At 35.6% G+C, this 18,566-nt stretch carries 13 protein-coding genes; all 13 read right to left on the bottom strand.

Annotated features, from left to right (window positions below; all coding sequences use genetic code 11):
- Positions 1-879: 879 nt before the first annotated feature.
- The gene (opp4A, locus tag ACFPM4_RS07315) at positions 880-2,676 is read right to left on the bottom strand and encodes an oligopeptide ABC transporter substrate-binding protein (protein WP_382349552.1); all 1,797 of its coding nucleotides are present in this window, start codon (positions 2,674-2,676) and stop codon (positions 880-882) included.
- An 18-nt stretch (positions 2,677-2,694) separates the two neighbouring features.
- A complete protein-coding gene (locus ACFPM4_RS07310) occupies positions 2,695-3,603 on the bottom strand; it encodes an ABC transporter permease (RefSeq protein WP_144928149.1) in 909 nt (302 codons plus the stop codon).
- Between the two features lie 31 nt (positions 3,604-3,634).
- Positions 3,635-4,600: an oligopeptide ABC transporter permease gene (gene opp4B, locus ACFPM4_RS07305; protein ID WP_382349548.1), complete on the bottom strand. Its 966-nt coding sequence runs from the start codon at positions 4,598-4,600 to the stop codon at positions 3,635-3,637.
- A 5-nt stretch (positions 4,601-4,605) separates the two neighbouring features.
- On the bottom strand, positions 4,606-5,538 hold the full coding sequence (locus ACFPM4_RS07300) for an ABC transporter ATP-binding protein (RefSeq protein ID WP_382349544.1): 933 nt from the start codon (positions 5,536-5,538) through the stop codon (positions 4,606-4,608).
- Entirely contained in the window at positions 5,525-6,544 is a 1,020-nt protein-coding gene (locus ACFPM4_RS07295; RefSeq protein WP_144928140.1) for an ABC transporter ATP-binding protein, read from the bottom strand. Before ACFPM4_RS07295 ends, ACFPM4_RS07300 begins: the two co-directional genes overlap by 14 nt.
- 729 nt (positions 6,545-7,273) lie before the next feature.
- On the bottom strand, positions 7,274-9,118 hold the full coding sequence (locus tag ACFPM4_RS07290) for an ABC transporter ATP-binding protein (RefSeq protein ID WP_382349540.1): 1,845 nt from the start codon (positions 9,116-9,118) through the stop codon (positions 7,274-7,276).
- A complete protein-coding gene (locus tag ACFPM4_RS07285; protein WP_382349537.1) occupies positions 9,115-10,821 on the bottom strand; it encodes an ABC transporter ATP-binding protein in 1,707 nt (568 codons plus the stop codon). The genes ACFPM4_RS07290 and ACFPM4_RS07285 overlap by 4 nt, the downstream gene beginning before the upstream one ends.
- A 48-nt stretch (positions 10,822-10,869) precedes the next feature.
- Positions 10,870-11,718 (bottom strand): sugar phosphate isomerase/epimerase family protein, encoded by an 849-nt coding sequence (locus ACFPM4_RS07280; RefSeq protein WP_382349535.1) that lies wholly within the window; start codon positions 11,716-11,718, stop codon positions 10,870-10,872.
- 417 nt (positions 11,719-12,135) lie between these two features.
- A complete protein-coding gene (locus ACFPM4_RS07275; protein ID WP_382349533.1) occupies positions 12,136-13,164 on the bottom strand; it encodes a LacI family DNA-binding transcriptional regulator in 1,029 nt (342 codons plus the stop codon).
- Between the two features lie 65 nt (positions 13,165-13,229).
- Complete coding sequence (locus ACFPM4_RS07270; RefSeq protein ID WP_144928128.1) at positions 13,230-14,069, bottom strand: sugar ABC transporter permease; 840 nt, start codon at positions 14,067-14,069, stop codon at positions 13,230-13,232.
- On the bottom strand, positions 14,066-15,349 hold the full coding sequence (locus tag ACFPM4_RS07265; protein ID WP_382349555.1) for a carbohydrate ABC transporter permease: 1,284 nt from the start codon (positions 15,347-15,349) through the stop codon (positions 14,066-14,068). The genes ACFPM4_RS07270 and ACFPM4_RS07265 overlap by 4 nt, the downstream gene beginning before the upstream one ends.
- 162 nt (positions 15,350-15,511) lie before the next feature.
- Positions 15,512-16,828 (bottom strand): sugar ABC transporter substrate-binding protein, encoded by a 1,317-nt coding sequence (locus ACFPM4_RS07260; protein WP_382349530.1) that lies wholly within the window; start codon positions 16,826-16,828, stop codon positions 15,512-15,514.
- A 91-nt stretch (positions 16,829-16,919) separates the two neighbouring features.
- Positions 16,920-18,509 (bottom strand): alpha-amylase family glycosyl hydrolase, encoded by a 1,590-nt coding sequence (locus ACFPM4_RS07255; RefSeq protein WP_382349528.1) that lies wholly within the window; start codon positions 18,507-18,509, stop codon positions 16,920-16,922.
- Positions 18,510-18,566: the final 57 nt, after the last annotated feature.

Raw genomic sequence — 18,566 nt, 5'->3', positions numbered from 1 at the left:
AAAAATCTAAATTGCTGAGGTTTATTTCCTATGCCAAAAATTTATATTGTATAATAATTAAATGTTAAATTTACACTTGACTAATCGTAGGAAAGAGGCTGGGACATAACCATTTGACCTAAATGTAAATCCGAACAATGTAAGTGTAGCTATACCGCTTCGGAAATACACTTCGCTGGTAACTAGAAAATTTTTATAATTGATAAAGTGACCGAACTATTTTGTTTTGAAACAAGTTATAGTTCGGTTTTTTTTTGCATCCATATACCTCTGTCTCAGCCTCTTTGTTTTTTCCTTTTGAGTAAAAAACATGGTTTAATTTCCAACCAACTCTCCTGTGATCACATCTGTTACTATTTATCAGTTACGAATTTTTCTATAAAAATGAAATTATTTTAATATATAACAATCACGGAAAATAATATTACCCTTAACACTTTGATTAATATGGGAATATCATACCTTCCACAATGTTGATTGGAGTGAAAGGCGCGAGACTCCTGCGGGAAAAACGGTAGCCGGGAGACCCCACAGATAGAAAAGCGAAGGCGACTGATCAGCGGCGTACGAACGGGAGACAATCCTGCACTGAGATAAAGGAAACACGGCGAGGGCCCACAGGATGTGGGTCACGTCGACGTCGGCACAGGACGTGCCGCTTTTAGTCGACGTTCCTCTTGCCGATGTTGACTTATCGTAGGGAAAGGAATGGCTCGTTCGCTAGCTGCTAGGAGCCTGAGCTAGACAGGCGCAATATGCGCCGAGGAGGCTTCCGAACCGCCCGCGGAAAGCGAGCGCCTGTAACGGAAATCAACAGTCAGAGTCAAAAAAGAGGCTTCCAACAAGTTAATAACTTATTGGACAGCCTCTTAATCTAAATTATTTTGCTGGATTTGGCTCTTCTTGAGTTACAGCAAGTTCGTATAGGTATACTCCTGTACCATCACCGATAGCATAGTTATGAACACGGTTGTTTACAGGTACTAATACAGAACGGTAAAGAGTTGGGAATACTGGTACTTCTTCAATCATAAAGTTTTGCCACTCTTTATAAACTTCTTTACGATACTCAGGATCAAATGCTTTGTCAGAAATACCTTCTTTTAGCAAACGATCGTTTTCTTCGTGAGACCAACGTGTAAAGTTATAAATAGCGTCACGGCCATATAGACCATCAGGGTTTACGTCAATACCAACGCCCCATGCTCCTGCATAAATATCAATATTTGGATCATCGTCACCTTTTTCACCAACGCGCTCATAGAAGCTGTTAAAGTCATGTAGACGACCATCTAACAATTGAACTTTCAAACCAACTTTTTCCCATTGTTGGATGTAATATTGTGCTAATGGCATTGCAATATCATCACCAGACATAGAAGCAAAGTTAATTACTAATTCATTACCTTCTGGATCTTCACGGAAGCCATCATCATTTGTATCTTTGTATCCAGCTTCATCAAGAAGTTCTTTAGCTTTATCTAAATCGTATGGTGCACCTGGATTTGTATCATCATGGTATTCTGGGTGGGATGGTGGAATTAAAGTAGTACCTGCCCAACGTAGACCATGATAGAATCTCTTACCAACTGTGTCATTATCTATAGCATGCCACATAGCTTTACGTAAGTTTTTGTTTGCCATTTTTGCATTTGGATCAGTTTTAACTTGTTTTGCTTCTTTATCCCATGTACCTAACTTAAAGCCAATATAAGAATATGCACGGTCAACGTTACCTAAGTACTCAACGTTAGACAACTCTGCGTTTTCTGGGAATTGGTTAACTGGGAATGAACTTACTAAGTCCACTTCACCTTTTTCTAATGATTGAACTAAAACATTAGGATTAACAACCTTAACAACTACTTCATCTAGGCTTGGTTCTCCACGCCAGTAATTAGCATTTTTCTTAAGAACTACAGACTCACCAGGTACGATATTTTCAACGATGAACGGACCAAAACCGATTGGCTTCTCACGTACTTCAGGAGAAGAAGAAATATCTTTTACTGGCATATCACCAAAAATGTGTTTCGCTAATGGATAAGTCCAAATACCACCTGTAATTAATGATGGATTTGATTCTACATACGTAATTTTCAATACTTTATCACTTACAACTTCAATACCAGAAATCGTGTCAGCTTCACCTGCATGATATTCTTCCATACCAACAACGTTTCTTAAAGTCGCATCGTAACGAGGGCCATCATAATCTGGATGTCCAATAACTTCATGAGCAAATAACCAGTCTTCAGCAGTTACAGGCTCACCGTCATGCCAGTTTACATTATCTTTGATTGTGAAAGTAAATGTTTTTCCATCTTCAGAAACTTCATAAGTTGCAGCACCATCATTTGTGTACACATAGCTTGAATCCCATGTTAATAGTGCTTCATCAAACCATTGTAGGATTTGAGCATCTGGGTCACCAGAATAGAAGTTCCAGTTAAGTGTTCCTTGGAATGGGTCAGCTGAAACAAGACCAAAAGTTAATGATCCCCCTTCAATTGCTTCTCCCTTATTCGTTTTCACGTTACTGAAATCTTCGATGGAGTAAACTTTTTCTTTCTCATCATCTTTCTTCTTACCGCCGTCTGAGTCCTTATCGCCACATGCAGCTAGCACAAGTACCAAGACAAGCATTAACAAAAATGCTTTAGTGAACTTTTTCATCACTTAATCTCCCCTTTCTTATCCTCTTCTTTGTCTTGCGTCAGTCGCACGTTTAAGCGCTTGACCAACGTTATTTATACTCAACATCAATACTAGAATTAATATTGATGCAGGTAACCAAATCCACCATCTTTTCTCTAACGTAATTGGGTTTGTGGCATAACTGATAAGTGTTCCTAAACTTGGTGTATCCTCAGGGAAGCCAAATCCTAAAAACGAGAGTCCAGATTCTAACCCAATGTTTGCCGCTAAGTTTAATGTCATCGTAACAATAATGATAGAACTTAGATTCGGTAATACTTGGGTAAACATAATTTTCAAATTGGATGAGCCTAGAGTTTTGGAAGCTTGAACATAATCAAGTTCTTTTTCTTGTAAGGCTTTGGAACGAATTAACCTCGCAATCCCCATCCATAGAAATGCTGTCATTATTAAAGAAAATGACATGATACTATATTTTGGTACTAATGCAACAAAAACGATAACAATCATTAAGAATGGCAAAATCATAAAGAAGTCAACAACACGCATAATGATATTATCTATCGTACCACCAAAATAACCAGAAATTAATCCAACTAAAATACCTATTACTCCAGTCATTAATGTTACCATAATTCCAATCGTTAATGAATTTCGGGTCCCAATAATAAGCTGTCCAAATATATCTCTACCACCATGATCTGTTCCTAAAAGAAAATCATCAGATGGCGGTTGATTTAATTCAAATGGATCTACCCTAACTATTTCCTTTAAATCTAAAAATAATGAAACACTATACACAGTAGTGACAATCAAAATTAAAAATATCAAAGAGACTAATGCTAATTTATCGCGGACAAGCTCACGCCATATTATGCGCCAGCCAGAAGGACTTTTCTCTAACTTCTGGTTCGTATCCGCGACATTCATATTATTTACTTCCATTTTTTCATTCACCTCAGAATCTAGCAGATGCTTATTTAATTCGAATTCGCGGGTCTACGAGACTTAGTATAATATCTGATAATAGTGCACCGAGTATGGATGCAATTCCAAATAAAAGAACGACAGAAGTTACAACACTATAATCACGTGTCACGATTGAATCTAAGAACAATTGCCCCATACCAGGGTAACTAAAGATTTGTTCGATAAATACTGTTCCACCAATTAATCCTGTAATTTCATATCCGAAGAAAGCTGCAATAGGCAGTAGTGAATTTCTTAAAATATGGCGATTGTAAATCCTACCTTCAGAAGCACCTTTTGCTCTAGCTGTAAGAATAAAGTCTTTTTGTTTTGTATCAATAATTTCATTACGTAAATATTGTACAGTCGAAACAGTTGTAATTAGTGCCATGGATAATGCCGGAAGTAACAAATGATAAAATCTACTTAACCAATAATCAAAGGTTCCTGCTGTTACCCTTGGATCCACACTACCTCCTGTAGGGAAGAGGTCGAAGTGAAAACCGAATACCCAAAGCATCAATAACGCGAAAATAAATAATGGTGCTGCAAATCCTACGTAAGTATAACCAGTAATCAAACGATCTGCCCAAGTATCATTAAAACGACCACTTGTAATTCCTAATGGAATCGCAATTAAATACGTTAAAATTAGTGTTGCTAATGCTAGCCATACCGTATTTTGCAATTTTTGACCAATTAAGTCCGTCACATCCATTTTATAACGGAAAGACTGACCTAAATCTCCATGAAGTACAAGTCCTTTTACCCAATCCCAGTATTGAACATACCATGGATCGAAAAGGCCAAGCTTACGTCTTTGTTCCTCTATTGTTTCCGGGTCTATATTTGGATCAATCATTCCACTTAAAGCGTCACCCGGCATGAATTTTGCCATAATAAAAACAAGTATACTAAGTAATATTATTTGAGGAATCATTATAAAGATTCTTCGTAATGTAAATTTCCACATATCATTCAACCTTTCTCAGGCAAAGCTACTAAATGCGTATCAGATACTGGCTGTAATTTATATGCCAGACCCTCGCTATCAAAATAATCATTGTAAGATTCATCGAATTCTTTTTTGACTGCTTGACGGAATTTAAGCTGTTCATCACGTTTGTTCGGATCAATATCAGGAATAGCTGCAACGAGACGTTTCGTATAAATATGTTGAGGGTTTTCGAAAATATCCGTCGTTGTGCCTTCCTCTACATAACGTCCTTTATACATGATTCCGATATGATCACACATATGTTTAATGATTCCTAAGTCGTGACTAATAAAGAGGTATGTCAAGTCAAGCTCTTTTTGAATATCTTGCATAAAATTTAGTACTTGAGCTTGCACAGATACATCAAGAGCAGAAACAGGTTCGTCTGCAATAATCAACTTAGGCTTCAAAGCAATCGCTCTAGCAATTCCAATACGTTGTCTTTGTCCACCTGAGAATTCGTGCGGATATTTAAAAATACTTTCAGGACTTAAACCAACTAACTCTAGTAATTCATGAACACGTGCTTTTTCTTGATTTTTTGTTAGATTCTCGTAATTACGAATAGGTTCAGCAATAATATCAATTACGCGTTTTTTTGGATTCAGAGAAGAGTATGGGTCTTGAAATATCATTTGAATATCTTTGCGTAATTCTTTGTTTACACGACGCAAATTAGTTATGTCATTCCCATTAAAAGTAACTTTTCCAGAGGTAATATTATTTAGTCCAATAATTGCTCGTCCGGTAGTCGTTTTTCCTGATCCCGATTCACCTACAAGACCATATGTTTTCCCTTTTTCAAGAGAAAAACTAACACCATCAACTGCTTTTACATAATCTACTGTTCTTCCAAATAAGCCACCCTTTATAGGAAAGTGGACTTTCAAATCTTCAACTTCAAGAAATGACATGATTTTGTTCCTCCTTGCCGTCTTCATCAGGGAAATAAAAATGTTGGTGACAAGTACAGCGAACAAAATGACCAGGACTAACTTCATGAAGCTCAGGATTTTCTTCATGAGCTGATTGGTCTATCCATGGAATTCTTGAGCTGAACCGACAACCTTCCCGTGGTAAATTTTGTAGTGAAGGAACAATCCCTTGGATAACGTGAAGTTTGGATTTGTCCTGCACAGCGTTTGGAACAGAATTCAATAATGATCTAGTATATGGATGTAATGGATTGCTAAACAATGTATGCACATCAGCAATCTCAACAATTTGGCCTGCATACATTACTGCAACTCTGTCTGCCATTTCTGCCACGACACCTAAATCATGGGTAATAAGAATAATTCCAGCCTCAATATCTTCTTTCAGTTCCTTAATTAAATCGAGTATTTGTGATTGAATCGTTACGTCCAAAGCAGTAGTTGGTTCATCTGCTATTAATAGTTCGGGCCCATTTGCAATTGCCATTGCAATTACTACACGCTGTCTCATACCACCAGATAGTTCATGCGGAAATTGTTGATATACACGTTCTGGTCGAGGTATCCCAACCTTTGTCAACAAATCAATAACTTTCGCTTTTTGTTGACTTTTCGAAAAATTCTTGTTATGAAGATACAATATTTCTCTTATTTGATCCCCGATTATCATTAGAGGGTTAAGTGCAGTAAGTGGGTCTTGGAAAATCATCCCTAATTCTTTTCCGCGCAACTTATTTAATTTAGACACAGGCATATTTGCTAAATCCTGGTTTTTAAACAAAATATTCCCTTCAATTTTTGCGCGGGTATGTAGTCCCATAACAGAGAACGCCAGCGCACTTTTACCACAACCAGATTCTCCAACAATCGCTAGTAGTTCATTTTTATTAACAGTAAGTGTTAAGTTATCAACTGCTGCATGATAATCATCTTTTATACGAAAAGATGTTTTCAGATTCTTAATTTCCAATAGTTTTTCGCTCAACTTCATCACCCTAAAAAGAATAATTAAATCTTAGTACCTAAATTTTGTGAAATCACACTTATACATCGCATTACTTTTCTCTCACCCAGTTACAATTACTCACATATCAAATCCTTAGGATAACTACTGAGCGTGCGTATATTATTCTCTACCAAACAGTTATTTTTATGTTACTCGGCCGTTTACCAGAACGTTCAGACAATTCAGTGTATAGTTTTCTAGTAGAACCTAACTATCACTTATCCAGACTATTATAAAGTTACTGAACAGATAATATATTAATATAATATCTCACTATATTACAATAAAAAATCAAAGTCAATGAAATATTAAGACTTTTTTACTATATTTATATAGTAACTTTTCTGAAAATTTACTACGGGAATCGAACTAAATTTATTATAAGGAACTCTAAAACAAAAATCAACTTACAGATAAATCCTTTTTTATATTATTCCGATTATACAACAGCGATGAAACCGCTATAATTATAGGCCTTATTACATATAGAGAGACGTATAAAAAGAACCTGGTGGTAATTTTTGCAAAAAATTGCGATGTATATTCCCAGGAGTTATCGATGGTTAAATAGTTTTATTCGTATAATATTTAGACTGTTCTAACATATGTGTTATTTGCGAAAATAATACTACTTTCATACCCACTTTTAATGATTAAACACCTTGTTAGTACTATTTTTAGACTAAACAAGGTGTCTTTTCATACTAATTATCCAGTACTTGATGCTGTCGTGAATTGACTGTAATAAAGATCTGCATAAAAACCATTTAATTCAAGCAATTCTTTGTGTGAGCCTTTTTCAATGATATCTCCTTCATTCATTACTAATATCATGTCTGCATCACGTATAGTGGACAATCTGTGTGCAATGACAAAACTCGTTCTACCTACCATTAATTCGTTCATTGCTAATTGAATATTCATTTCTGTTCTTGTATCAACACTGCTTGTTGCTTCATCCAAAATTAATATTTTCGGATTAGCTAGGATTGCACGCGCAATTGTAAGTAATTGTCTCTGTCCTTGAGAAATATTTGAAGCATCTTCTCCTAGAACTGTTTCATAACCATCTGGTAATGTACGTATAAACTCATCGGCATAAGCACTTTTAGCCGCTCTAACAATTTCCTCATTTGTAGCATGTTCATTTCCATAGGCAATATTTTCACGTATCGTCCCATGAAATAGCCACGTATCTTGGAGAACCATCGCAAACATCGAGCGAACCTGTTCTCGTGATAAATCATTAATACTCATTCCGTCTATTAAGATTTGCCCACTATCTATTTCATAAAACTTCATTAGTAAATTTATTATTGTAGTCTTTCCCGCTCCTGTTGGGCCAACTATCGCAATAGTTTGTCCTGGTTCCACTTCAAGGTTTAGGTCTTTAATTACTGGCTTGTCTTTTTCATACCCAAAGCGGACGTGATCAAATGTAATTTTCCCTTTAAATGAATTCACATCTACTTGCGCAGGTATTTCTTCACGTTCTTCCTCTTCATCTAACAAGGCAAATACACGCTCTGCTGAAGCAAGGGCGGTTTGAATCATGTTCGCAATCCCAGCTGCCTGTGCCATTGGTTGTGATAATTGCTGTGTATATTGGATAAATGCCTGGACATCTCCTACTTGAATTGTCCTATTTAATACAAGTACACCACCAACTACACTGACTAAAACATATGCTAAGTTTCCTACAAAGGACATAAGCGGCATCATAATTCCACTAATAAATTGGGATTTCCACCCCGATTCATATAGTCGATCATTCATTTCATTAAATTCTTTAATTGATTCATCTTCGTTCCCAAATGCTTTTATCACTTGATGACCAGAAAACATTTCTTCAATATGCCCATTTATATTACCGAGTTCTTTTTGCTGATTAATAAAATGCTTCTGTGAATAAGAAGCAACGAACTTTATGACAAACGCACTTAACGGAATTGTAATTAAAGCAATAAGTGTTAATATCGGACTAATTAAAAGCATCATTAATATCGTACCGATAATCGAGATAACAGAAGTTATCATTTGTGATAATGCTTGTTGAATTGAATTATTAATATTATCAATATCATTTATCGCTCTACTTAACACATCTCCATGTGGGTGTTGATCATAATACCGTAAAGGCAATCGGGTTAATTTTTCATTTACTGCTTGTCTCAATTCAGCTGTTGTTTTTTGTGAAACACTTGCCATAATATATTGTTGCAAATAAGAGAATAATGCAGATAATACATACAAGCCAAGCAAGATAAATAATAAGCGCTGTAAAAAATCAAAATCAATCTTAGTTCCAGAAGTGATACTCGTAAAGATGGATGTAGTAGCATCCCCTAGTAATTTCGGACTTATCACATTAAAGACGGTTGCAAAGAGGGCTGCAATTGCTACAAAAATCAATTGATATTTACGAGGTTTCAGAAACCCTATTAATCTCCAGAGCGTTTTTTTGAATTCCTTCGGTTTCTCACCATGCATCATGCCTGGTCCACCATGTGGTCTGCCAACAGGAGCCGGTTTATGTTTCATTCTTTTACTCATGCTCCCGCCTCCTCTGCATGTTGTGAAGAAACAATTTCTTGATAAATAGCATTATTTGCTAATAACTCTTTATGTGTACCAATACCAGCTATTTTACCTTCATTTAATACAATTATTTGATCAGCATCTACTACTGTACTAACTCTTTGAGCAACTAATATAATCGTTGCATCTGATGTAACCGCATGTAAAGCTTTTCTTAATGCGGCATCTGTTTTGTAATCTAGAGCAGAAAAGCTATCATCGAACAGATAGATATTTGGTTTTCGAATAAGTGCTCGCGCAATAGAGAGTCGTTGTTTCTGTCCCCCTGAAAGATTTGCACCTGCTTGCTCAATAAATGTATGAACTCCCTCATCTTTTTTCATGACAAAGTCTGTTGCCTGAGCAATTTCCAGTGCTTCCTTCATTTCTTCTTCATTAGCATCTTTTTTTCCATAGTTAAGATTTTCAGCAATCGTTCCACTAAACAAGGAAGCTTTTTGAGGCACATATCCAATTCGATCTCTTATTTGCTTTTGTGTCATATCTCGCACATCAATTCCATCAATACGTATATTTCCATCTTCGACATCATATAATCTTGGAATTAATTTTAACAGTGTCGATTTACCAGCACCCGTACTACCTATAATAGCTGTTGTTTTACCTGGTTCTGCTCGAAAAGAAATATGTTGAAGAACTGGTTTCTCCGCTCCTTCATATCGAAAGCTAACATTTTGAAATTCTACTAATCCTTTTCCATTCTTCACGACTTTAGGATTATCTGGATCCTTTATTTCTTGATGCATAGAAAGTACTTCATTAATCCTTTTGACAGAAGCTTGAGCACGAGGAATCATAATCAATCCCATTGAAAGCATGATTAATGACATGAGAATCATCATGGCATATTGAAGGAATGCCATTAAATTACCCACCTGCATATGTCCCTGATCTATTCGAATTGCTCCTAACCAAACGATAGCGATACTCGTAAAATTCATCACAATCATCATAATTGGGAATAGAGATGCCATTAATTTATTTACTTTAATTCCTGTATCACGAAAATCTTCATTTGCTGTATTAAAGCGTTTCTTTTCTGCTTGAACTCGATTAAATGCTCGGACAACTCGAACACCAATTAAACTTTCTCTCACAAGCAAATTTAGCTTATCTGTTTTCTTTTGTAACGAGACAAACAATGGAATAGCTTTACGTGATATGATAAAAATTAAAATCGCTAATAATGGGAGTGCGCCTAAAAATATGACTGATAATCCTGGTTCTCTTGAAACAGCAAGAATTATCCCTCCTATGAGCATTAAAGGTGCTCGCGTCATCATTCGTAAGATCATATTTAATACATCTTGAACTTGCTTTACATCGTTCGTGGACCTGGTGATTAATGAAGCTGGACCGATTTTATCAAAGGCTTGTAAGGAAAAATTCTCTACATGTACGAATAAAGTCTTTCTAACATCTCTCCCGAAACCTTGGGCAACCTTTGATGCAAAAAAAGATACACCAACCGTAAGCCCTACTGCTGCGAGAGCACATAGAATCATCCATGCACCTATCTTAATTATGTAAGGAATATCACCATTCACAATTCCAATATCCACAATACTAGCCATTAAAGTTGGCAAGAGTAATTCTAGTAAAATACCAGCTAAGGTTAAAATAACAACATAAAATATTTGTAAAGAATATGGTTTCATGTACTTAAACAATTTGTATCACTTCCTACTTAAACTAAATACTATTCATTACTTTCTACTTTTTACTCTCTCCCATATTTGCTCAAATATGTTTTTTAACACAATTGCTTGTTCCCAGCGATTTGATATCTCTATTTTCACATCATCCCCTGGGTGAGTAATGGAATAATCCGGTGGACCAAGTTCACATACGACAGGAAGAACATCTCCTTCTTTCGCTTGTTGTAACCAATATTCCATCCCTTTCTCCCACCAATGTTTAAACCTTTCTACAGCAGGATGCTCACCATTTGGACCTATATCGATTTGTACTTGTTGACCATTAGATACACGCCCATGAATGGATGAGGTTCTATGCAGCAATGCTTCAAAATGTTCTTGTGCTTTTTTTGAATAACATCCATCACCAGCAAGCACATAATGTGATAAATCAATTGTTAAACGCATTTCTGGAATTGCATGAACATAATCTACTGTTCGAATTAAGTCTTGAGTAATCCTACCTCTGTGTGTTTCTATGAAGAATGGCATTTCATTTTCTTTCGCAACCGAATTAAGATTGCGTAACAGCTTTACTGCCTCTTCCCCAATAATAAAATCGTCCATTACTTGGGCACTGATATATTGTGCTCCAAAGTTTTTCACTCTAGGAATTAATGCTTGTAGATCTTCTTTTTTTGATGGAAAGCAATTTACGCCAAACGAAAAGTTATACTCGTCAAGTAAGCGCCTCCATTTCTCAGATTCTTCATCTCTAGGTAAATTTCCCATTACCCCTGTAAAACCGGCTTCTGCTATCTTTTCGAACTTTTCCTCCATTGTCCATTCTCTTTCTCCATTCCCTAATCCATTCATTGCCCACCATGATTGTTGAATATCAATATTCACATTTCCCATCTCCTTAATTTAGAGGTTACGTTACATCATTATTGGTATACTGCACAGTTGAATGAGGTGGAAAAAGAACAAAATAGCCGGTCTAAATTGATTAGAATACCAGCTATTTGTAATAGATTTCCATGTATATATTGTAATTGTATTGAATCTTAATAGCAATAATATTAGGCTATTCAAGAGTTCCGTTTAACTAACTGCATTTATATGAAACAATTACTAATTACGCCGCATTTTAAAAAAACTTTATCGTACATAAGCAATGTCTGTAAAACAGTCTATCTATCTCTTATACTTCTGATATTTTTCATTTTTAATACATTCCATTCTCCCAACAGATACTGCATTCTTAGGAAATTCCGTCTATATTAGAAACTTGAAGCAAAAAAAGAGCCCATGCACTCCTTGTTATGCACTGGCTTAATTACTTCTATATTCTTTACATGATGATCTTTCAACGATTTGATGTGGAATGATAATTCTCCTAATAGGTTCATCTGGATTTTCAATCTTACGTATTAAGTTTTTTGCCGCTTCATATCCCAAATCAAAAATATTAATATCAACTGACGTCAATGGTGGCTTTGACATTTCAGTAAATAATACATTATTGAAACTAACGATAGATAGATCTTTTGGAACTAAAACGCCATATTCATCAAGCTTTTTTAACACTCCAAGTGCCATTAAATCATCTGCTACAACAAGGGCAGTGGGTGGCTCACTAAGCTTCAATAGCTCAGATATTGCCTCTCGACCACCCTCCTGTAGAAATTCTTCATGAATAACGTATTGGCTATTTAAAGTAATTCCTGCCTGACGCAAAGCAATATCATACCCTAATAATCGGTCGATTGTTACTACTAAGTTAAGACTTCCACCTATAAAGGCAATCTTTTTATGATTCAGTGTTAGTAAGTATTCTGTTGCTTCTCTAGCTGCTAAAATATTATCATTATCCACATGAGTAATTTGATCAAGATTTTCATATGGCTTTCCTATTACGACAAAAGGAAAATCAGTTGATAATAAATACTTCATAATTTTGTCATTAATATGGGAATTTAAAAGAATAATCCCATCCACTCTACGGCCTTGAACCATTTCAACAACACTATTATATATTTCCGACTCTTTTTTTCCTGTTGTCATTTGCAGAGCATATTTTTTCTCATGTGCACTCTCACTTAGTCCTTGTAATACATTAGAAAAAAACGGATTTTGAAAAACGACATCTGCCGAACCTGGCATTACAAGACCAAGAACATGTGTTGATCTACTGGCTAGGCTTCTAGCAATAAAGTTAGGGTAATATCCTAATTCTTCCATTGCATCCCTGACCTTTTGCTTAGTTTGCTCACTAATCCTAGGACTATCAGCAATCACTCTTGATACAGTAGATGGAGCAACATTAGCTAACTTGGCAACATCTTTTATTGTTACAGACATGCTACCCCTACTTTCATTTCTATTACAATAAATTATACAGCTTAACCCTTGTTTAAAGCTATCATTTAGCCTTTATTCGCACCTGCCTTAAGACCTTCTACAAGGTGATCTTGAAATATAAAGAATAGTATTGTTATAGGTACAGCAACTAGAACTGCACCTGCAGCAAATGTTGTAAATTCGGTATTCCCCCTACCAGTTACCATCTCAAAAAGCCCTACTGCCAATGTCTTTTTATCGCTTGACCTTAAAACCAGCCTAGCAAATATAAAGTCCATCCATGGTCCTATAAAATTGTTCACAGCAATAAATACTAAAATAGGTTTTGATAAAGGCATCATTACTTTCACAAAAATAGTAATATGACCCGCTCCATCAATTTTTGCTGCCTCTTCTAAACTCCTTGGAAGTCCATCAAAATATCCTTTTACGAGCCAAGCACCAAACGGAATTGAGCCTCCTGCATAGACAAGAATTAATCCCCAGTGGTTATCTAGTAAATTTAGCTGAAGTAATAATATATAGATAGCAATCATTCCCATGAAGCCAGGAAACATTTGCAATACTAGCATTGCCATCAACCCTTGTCTCCTACCAGGGAAACGAAATCTAGAAAATGCATATGCGGCTGATACAACTAAAATGGTAGATAGTATCATATTCCAGACAGCTATTTTAAAGGTATTCTTGTACCATTTTAAATAATCTGTCTCTTGGAATAAATGAGTATAATGATGAAGTGATAACGAATCAGGAACTAAACGAGTTGACATTAATGTATCACCAGGATTCAATGATCCTGTTATAACCCAGACGACAGGATATAACACTGATAACGCTGTAATAGATAATAAAATATAAATTACTCCATTTGTTAGTTTCCTCTTCAGAGATTGTCCTATCATGACATCATATCCTCCTCTTTAAATGCTCTTGTTTTTCTAAAGTTAATGACAGAGAAGGTAGCGATTACAATAAATATTAAAATAGAAACAACAGAAGCTACTGCAAATTGATTATTATCTAGTGTTAACTTATAAATCCAACTAATTAATATATCCGTTGACCCGGCATACGTATAATTCATATTTACAGGTCCACCAGTAGTCATTAAATAAATTAAATTAAAATTGTTGAAATTATTAGCAAATGACATAATTGCTAGTGGTGCAGTAGCAAACATTATTAATGGCATCGTTATTTTCCAGAATTTTTGTGACGGAGATGCACCATCCACCTCTGCTGCTTCATATAATTCTTTATCGATATTTGTCATGACACCACTCATTAATACCATCCAAAACGGGAAACCGAACCACATATTAACGACAACTAATGTCACTTTTGCTAATAAAGGGTCTGATAACCATGGAATAGCATTTTCAATAATCCCTAGATCCATTAAATAACGATTTAGCGGTCCAAATTGGCCGTTAAATATATTTCTCATTATTAAAATAGATACAAAGGCTGGCACTGCCCACGGTAAAATGAAAATACTGCGCCAGAATTTTTTTAACCTAATTCCTTGTCGATTGATTAATACTGCGAAAATCAACCCTAAGAAAAAAGTTGTCACTGTGGCGAGTATGGCCCAAATGATAGTCCAAGTAAAAACTCCATAGAATGTAGTACTCCATGTTTTCATTTGAAATAGTTTAATAAAAGTTTCAAATCCAACCCAGTCTACTAAAGCTTTAGGTGGCAAGTGATTAGGTGCCGAATAGTTTGTGAATGCAATTAATACTCCAAATATTAATGGTAAAATCGTTAAAAATGATGTAAACAGAACAGACGGAGTTAAGAGTAGATAAGGAAAACCATTCTCCCAAATATTTTTCAGCATTTGCTTGGCATTATTAGGCTTTATCCCCATCAAACTCTTTTTTGCTACTTTATAGGCATCACGAATATTTAAGTAGTAGAACCATAAAAACAACATGAATGAAATTAAAAATAATATTCCTTCTATCATGAGGAAAATTGAATGATCCCCTTGAATAATATTAAATCCTTCTCTCCTCTGTGCAGTTTCACCAAGTGTAGTAAAACCCCACATTGCCCATTGAAAAGGAACAGTCCAAAAAATTAATAGGTATAGTTCAATTACAAGAAAAGTTATCCCTTTAATAATCTGTCTATTATAAATCTGCCCAAGACCCATAAACAAAATAGATAGTAGCATGGCAATTATAGGCTTACGCTTAATAGACTTATTTGTAGGGGTTTTTGGGTTCTCTATTTTATCGTTCTGCAAACCACTTTTGTTACGGGCGAGAGTACTCATTCGTTCCACCTCCATCTAAGTTAGAGGGGCGAGAAATCCTCTCCCCCTCCTATCCCATTATTAGTTTTGAGAATCAATAGCATCTTTTATTTGTTGTACACCTTTATCTAATGCCTCTTTAGGCTCAGCATCCCCATTCCAAATAGCTGTAAATGCCACTCCCATTCCTCCCCAAACATGTTGCATCGCAGGAATATTCGGCATTGGAATTGCATATTGCGCTTGTTCTAGAAACGCATGATTAAATTCATTTTCTTTTATTTTTTGCTGATCTAGTAAAGCAATGGAAGGCGGCAACTGATTCGTTATTTCATATCGTTTCAATAGCATGTCATCACTAGTTGCAAATTGCGCAAATAATGTAGCAGCTTTTGGATATTCACTATAGGAATTCACGAAAAGAGCTTTTACACCTGAAAATGTGGTTGGAACTTTTCCATTTTCTAATTTAGGCATAATCTTTACTCCAAGATTTACTCCATAATCGAGATAACCCTTTAGTGCCCATGGACCATTAAAATTATATAAAAGTTTCCCTTCATTAAAATAAGAATTGATAACATCACCTGTAATATCTTCTACCTTAATTGGCAAAAGCTCTGATTGGATACGCTTCATTAGCTCTCCAGATTTAATTGCACCTTCATTGTTTAAACCAATATCACTTGGATCTGTATTGTTCTCACCAAAAATATAGCCTCCATATCCCCCAAGGAATGCGAACGTTTGATAGAAGTTTCCTGGTTCAAACATAAAACCATATGAACCTGGGTTTTTCTCCATAAATTGTTTTGATTGATCAATTAATTCTTCCATTGTTTCAGCGGGTTGGAATCCCATCTCATCTAATAAATCTTTATTGTAATAAAGCGCCATCGATTCAATTGCGATTGGAAATCCAAATGTAGTAAATTCTCCATCCGACATTGCTGAAACTGCTGCCATTGCACCTTCCATAAAACGTTCATTATATTCTTCGACAAAATAATTATCATAAATAAGTCCTGCAGTATCCATATTCCCCACATGGTCATGTGCACCCATAAATACATCCGCACCTAACCCTGCTGGTCCATCTGTTTGTAGTTTCCCAGGTGCATCTGTGTGTCCTACAGCTTCGAAAGTAGTCGGTATTCCGTATTCCTCTGTAAACTTTTCACCAACAAACTTTAGCCATTCCCCTTCTTCTTCATCATTCCCCCATAGGATTAATTCAGCACCTTCTTCTGGCTCTAGAGTTACTACTTCCCCTTCATTATTCTTATCTTGAGGTTTTGGGTCCTGTTCTTTTTCCTTATTAGAGCTTCCTGGCTTACTACATGCTGCTAACACAAATACAAAAAGCAAAATAAAAGCTAAATACAAAGTTTTTCTCATTTGACATTCCCCACCCTTTTCTTTTTTATTATTTTTAATCCAAATGGTTGTGTTAACCACTTAGATATAAAACATAGATTAATAGCCTTCATTATTTTCTTAAAATGAAAGAAGTATAGGGAGGCATTAAAACTGATACCTTATTCCCTTCTTTTTTTATTTCTACTTTTTCATCTGTTTTATCAAGAACAGATGAAAATTCTTGTTCCTGTTCAGCCAAAAAGAAACTCTTATTTTCATTTGTGAGATTATGGAGCACTAGCACTTCATCTCCATCATTCACTCTTTTAAAATTCACCATTCCATCCACCTTAGTGAAAGCCCTTTCAATTTCTCCAGCTCTAAGAGCTGTATTTGAACGGCGGATACGAATCATTTTACGATAATGATGCAGCAATGAACTTTCATCTTCCATTTGAGCTTCGACAGCAACTTGTTCCCCATTACGATTATGTTTACTTATTTGCCAAGTAGTTTGTTCTGGTGCATTTTTATTTTTTTTCCAAATAAAAGGCTCCCTTATTTCTTCATCAGGCTTAGGTCCCTTTAATCCAATTTCTTCTCCATAGTATAGAAAAGGATTCCCAGGTAAGGTGAGTAACAGCGATGCAGCCATTTTGGCATGATCGATATTACCATTCAGCTCCGTCATCACTCTAGGCATATCATGATTTGTTAGAAAGATAGAATCAATGAATTTGCCGTTAGAAATTTTATGAAAGTATTCACGTGTGCGTATTAATGTCGTAACAATCCCGTTGTCGTTTTCCTGCTTTACGGATTCTAATATTTTTGTAGAAAGATCAAAATTAAAAGCTGAAGTTAAACCTTCATCGAGATAAGGAGCTACTATTGCGGCTGAATCCCACACCTCACCAACTAAGATTACTTCAGGATTTATTTGTGCCAAAACTTCACGGAACTCACGCCACCACTCATGATTTTTCTCTTCGGCATTTTTGCTGCTACTTTCAGAATATATATGTTTTGCAGCATCTAATCTAAATCCATCCACACCAATTTCCTCTAACCAATACTTTGCTATATCTATTATTTCATCTCTGACATCATGGTTATCAAAATTTAAATCTGGCATTCCATCCCAGAAAATCCCCTCATATTTTTCGTCTGTTGATCCATGCCAAACTTTTTGTGACCATTCACCTAATGCAGATATATTCGTATTTTCATCAGACCATACATAATAGTCTTTAAATTTTCCTTCTCCTGCTAACGCTTTTTGAAACCATTTATGTTCTTTACTTGTATGATTTATCACTAAATCCATAATAACTTTTATCCCTTTACGATGAGCTTCTGTTACAAACCTTTTCATATCTTGTAAACTACCATATTCCGGATTTATTTCTCGATAATCAGTAACATCATAGCCATGATAACTAGGCGAGGGATTAATTGGCATTAACCATATACCTTCTATTCCTAAATCAACTAAATAGTCTAATTTACTAATTGCACCATTCAAATCACCGATTCCATCACCATCTGAGTCTGCAAAAGAGCGTACAAATATCTCGTAATACACACCATGAGGATCTAGACTTAATAGATCTTTATTAGTTGAATCACTCTTCTCCGTTTCCTTCTTCATACATCCACTTAACAATAAAGTAATTGTCATGATAACAACGAGAAATATATTCGGATTTTTTACCCTCACCCTATCATCTCCTGTATCAAGAATTTTCTACTATAAGAAAAATGTATTTGCGCAAAC

This window comes from Lederbergia graminis (genome assembly GCF_042655485.1).
GTDB lineage: Bacteria > Bacillota > Bacilli > Bacillales > Bacillaceae_C > Lederbergia > Lederbergia graminis.
The sequence above is the reverse complement of the archived record's forward strand: the minus strand, read 5'-3'. Positions and strand labels throughout refer to the sequence as shown.

Coding starts and splice junctions, on each gene's coding strand:
- opp4A (WP_382349552.1), bottom strand. CDS start 2,676: ATGAAAAAGTTCACTAAAGCATTTTTGTTAATGCTTGTCTTGGTACTT.
- ACFPM4_RS07310 (WP_144928149.1), bottom strand. CDS start 3,603: ATGGAAGTAAATAATATGAATGTCGCGGATACGAACCAGAAGTTAGAG.
- opp4B (WP_382349548.1), bottom strand. CDS start 4,600: ATGTGGAAATTTACATTACGAAGAATCTTTATAATGATTCCTCAAATA.
- ACFPM4_RS07300 (WP_382349544.1), bottom strand. CDS start 5,538: ATGTCATTTCTTGAAGTTGAAGATTTGAAAGTCCACTTTCCTATAAAG.
- ACFPM4_RS07290 (WP_382349540.1), bottom strand. CDS start 9,118: ATGAGTAAAAGAATGAAACATAAACCGGCTCCTGTTGGCAGACCACAT.
- ACFPM4_RS07285 (WP_382349537.1), bottom strand. CDS start 10,821: ATGAAACCATATTCTTTACAAATATTTTATGTTGTTATTTTAACCTTA.
- ACFPM4_RS07280 (WP_382349535.1), bottom strand. CDS start 11,718: ATGGGAAATGTGAATATTGATATTCAACAATCATGGTGGGCAATGAAT.
- ACFPM4_RS07275 (WP_382349533.1), bottom strand. CDS start 13,164: ATGTCTGTAACAATAAAAGATGTTGCCAAGTTAGCTAATGTTGCTCCA.
- ACFPM4_RS07270 (WP_144928128.1), bottom strand. CDS start 14,069: ATGATAGGACAATCTCTGAAGAGGAAACTAACAAATGGAGTAATTTAT.
- ACFPM4_RS07265 (WP_382349555.1), bottom strand. CDS start 15,349: ATGCTACTATCTATTTTGTTTATGGGTCTTGGGCAGATTTATAATAGA.
- ACFPM4_RS07260 (WP_382349530.1), bottom strand. CDS start 16,828: ATGAGAAAAACTTTGTATTTAGCTTTTATTTTGCTTTTTGTATTTGTG.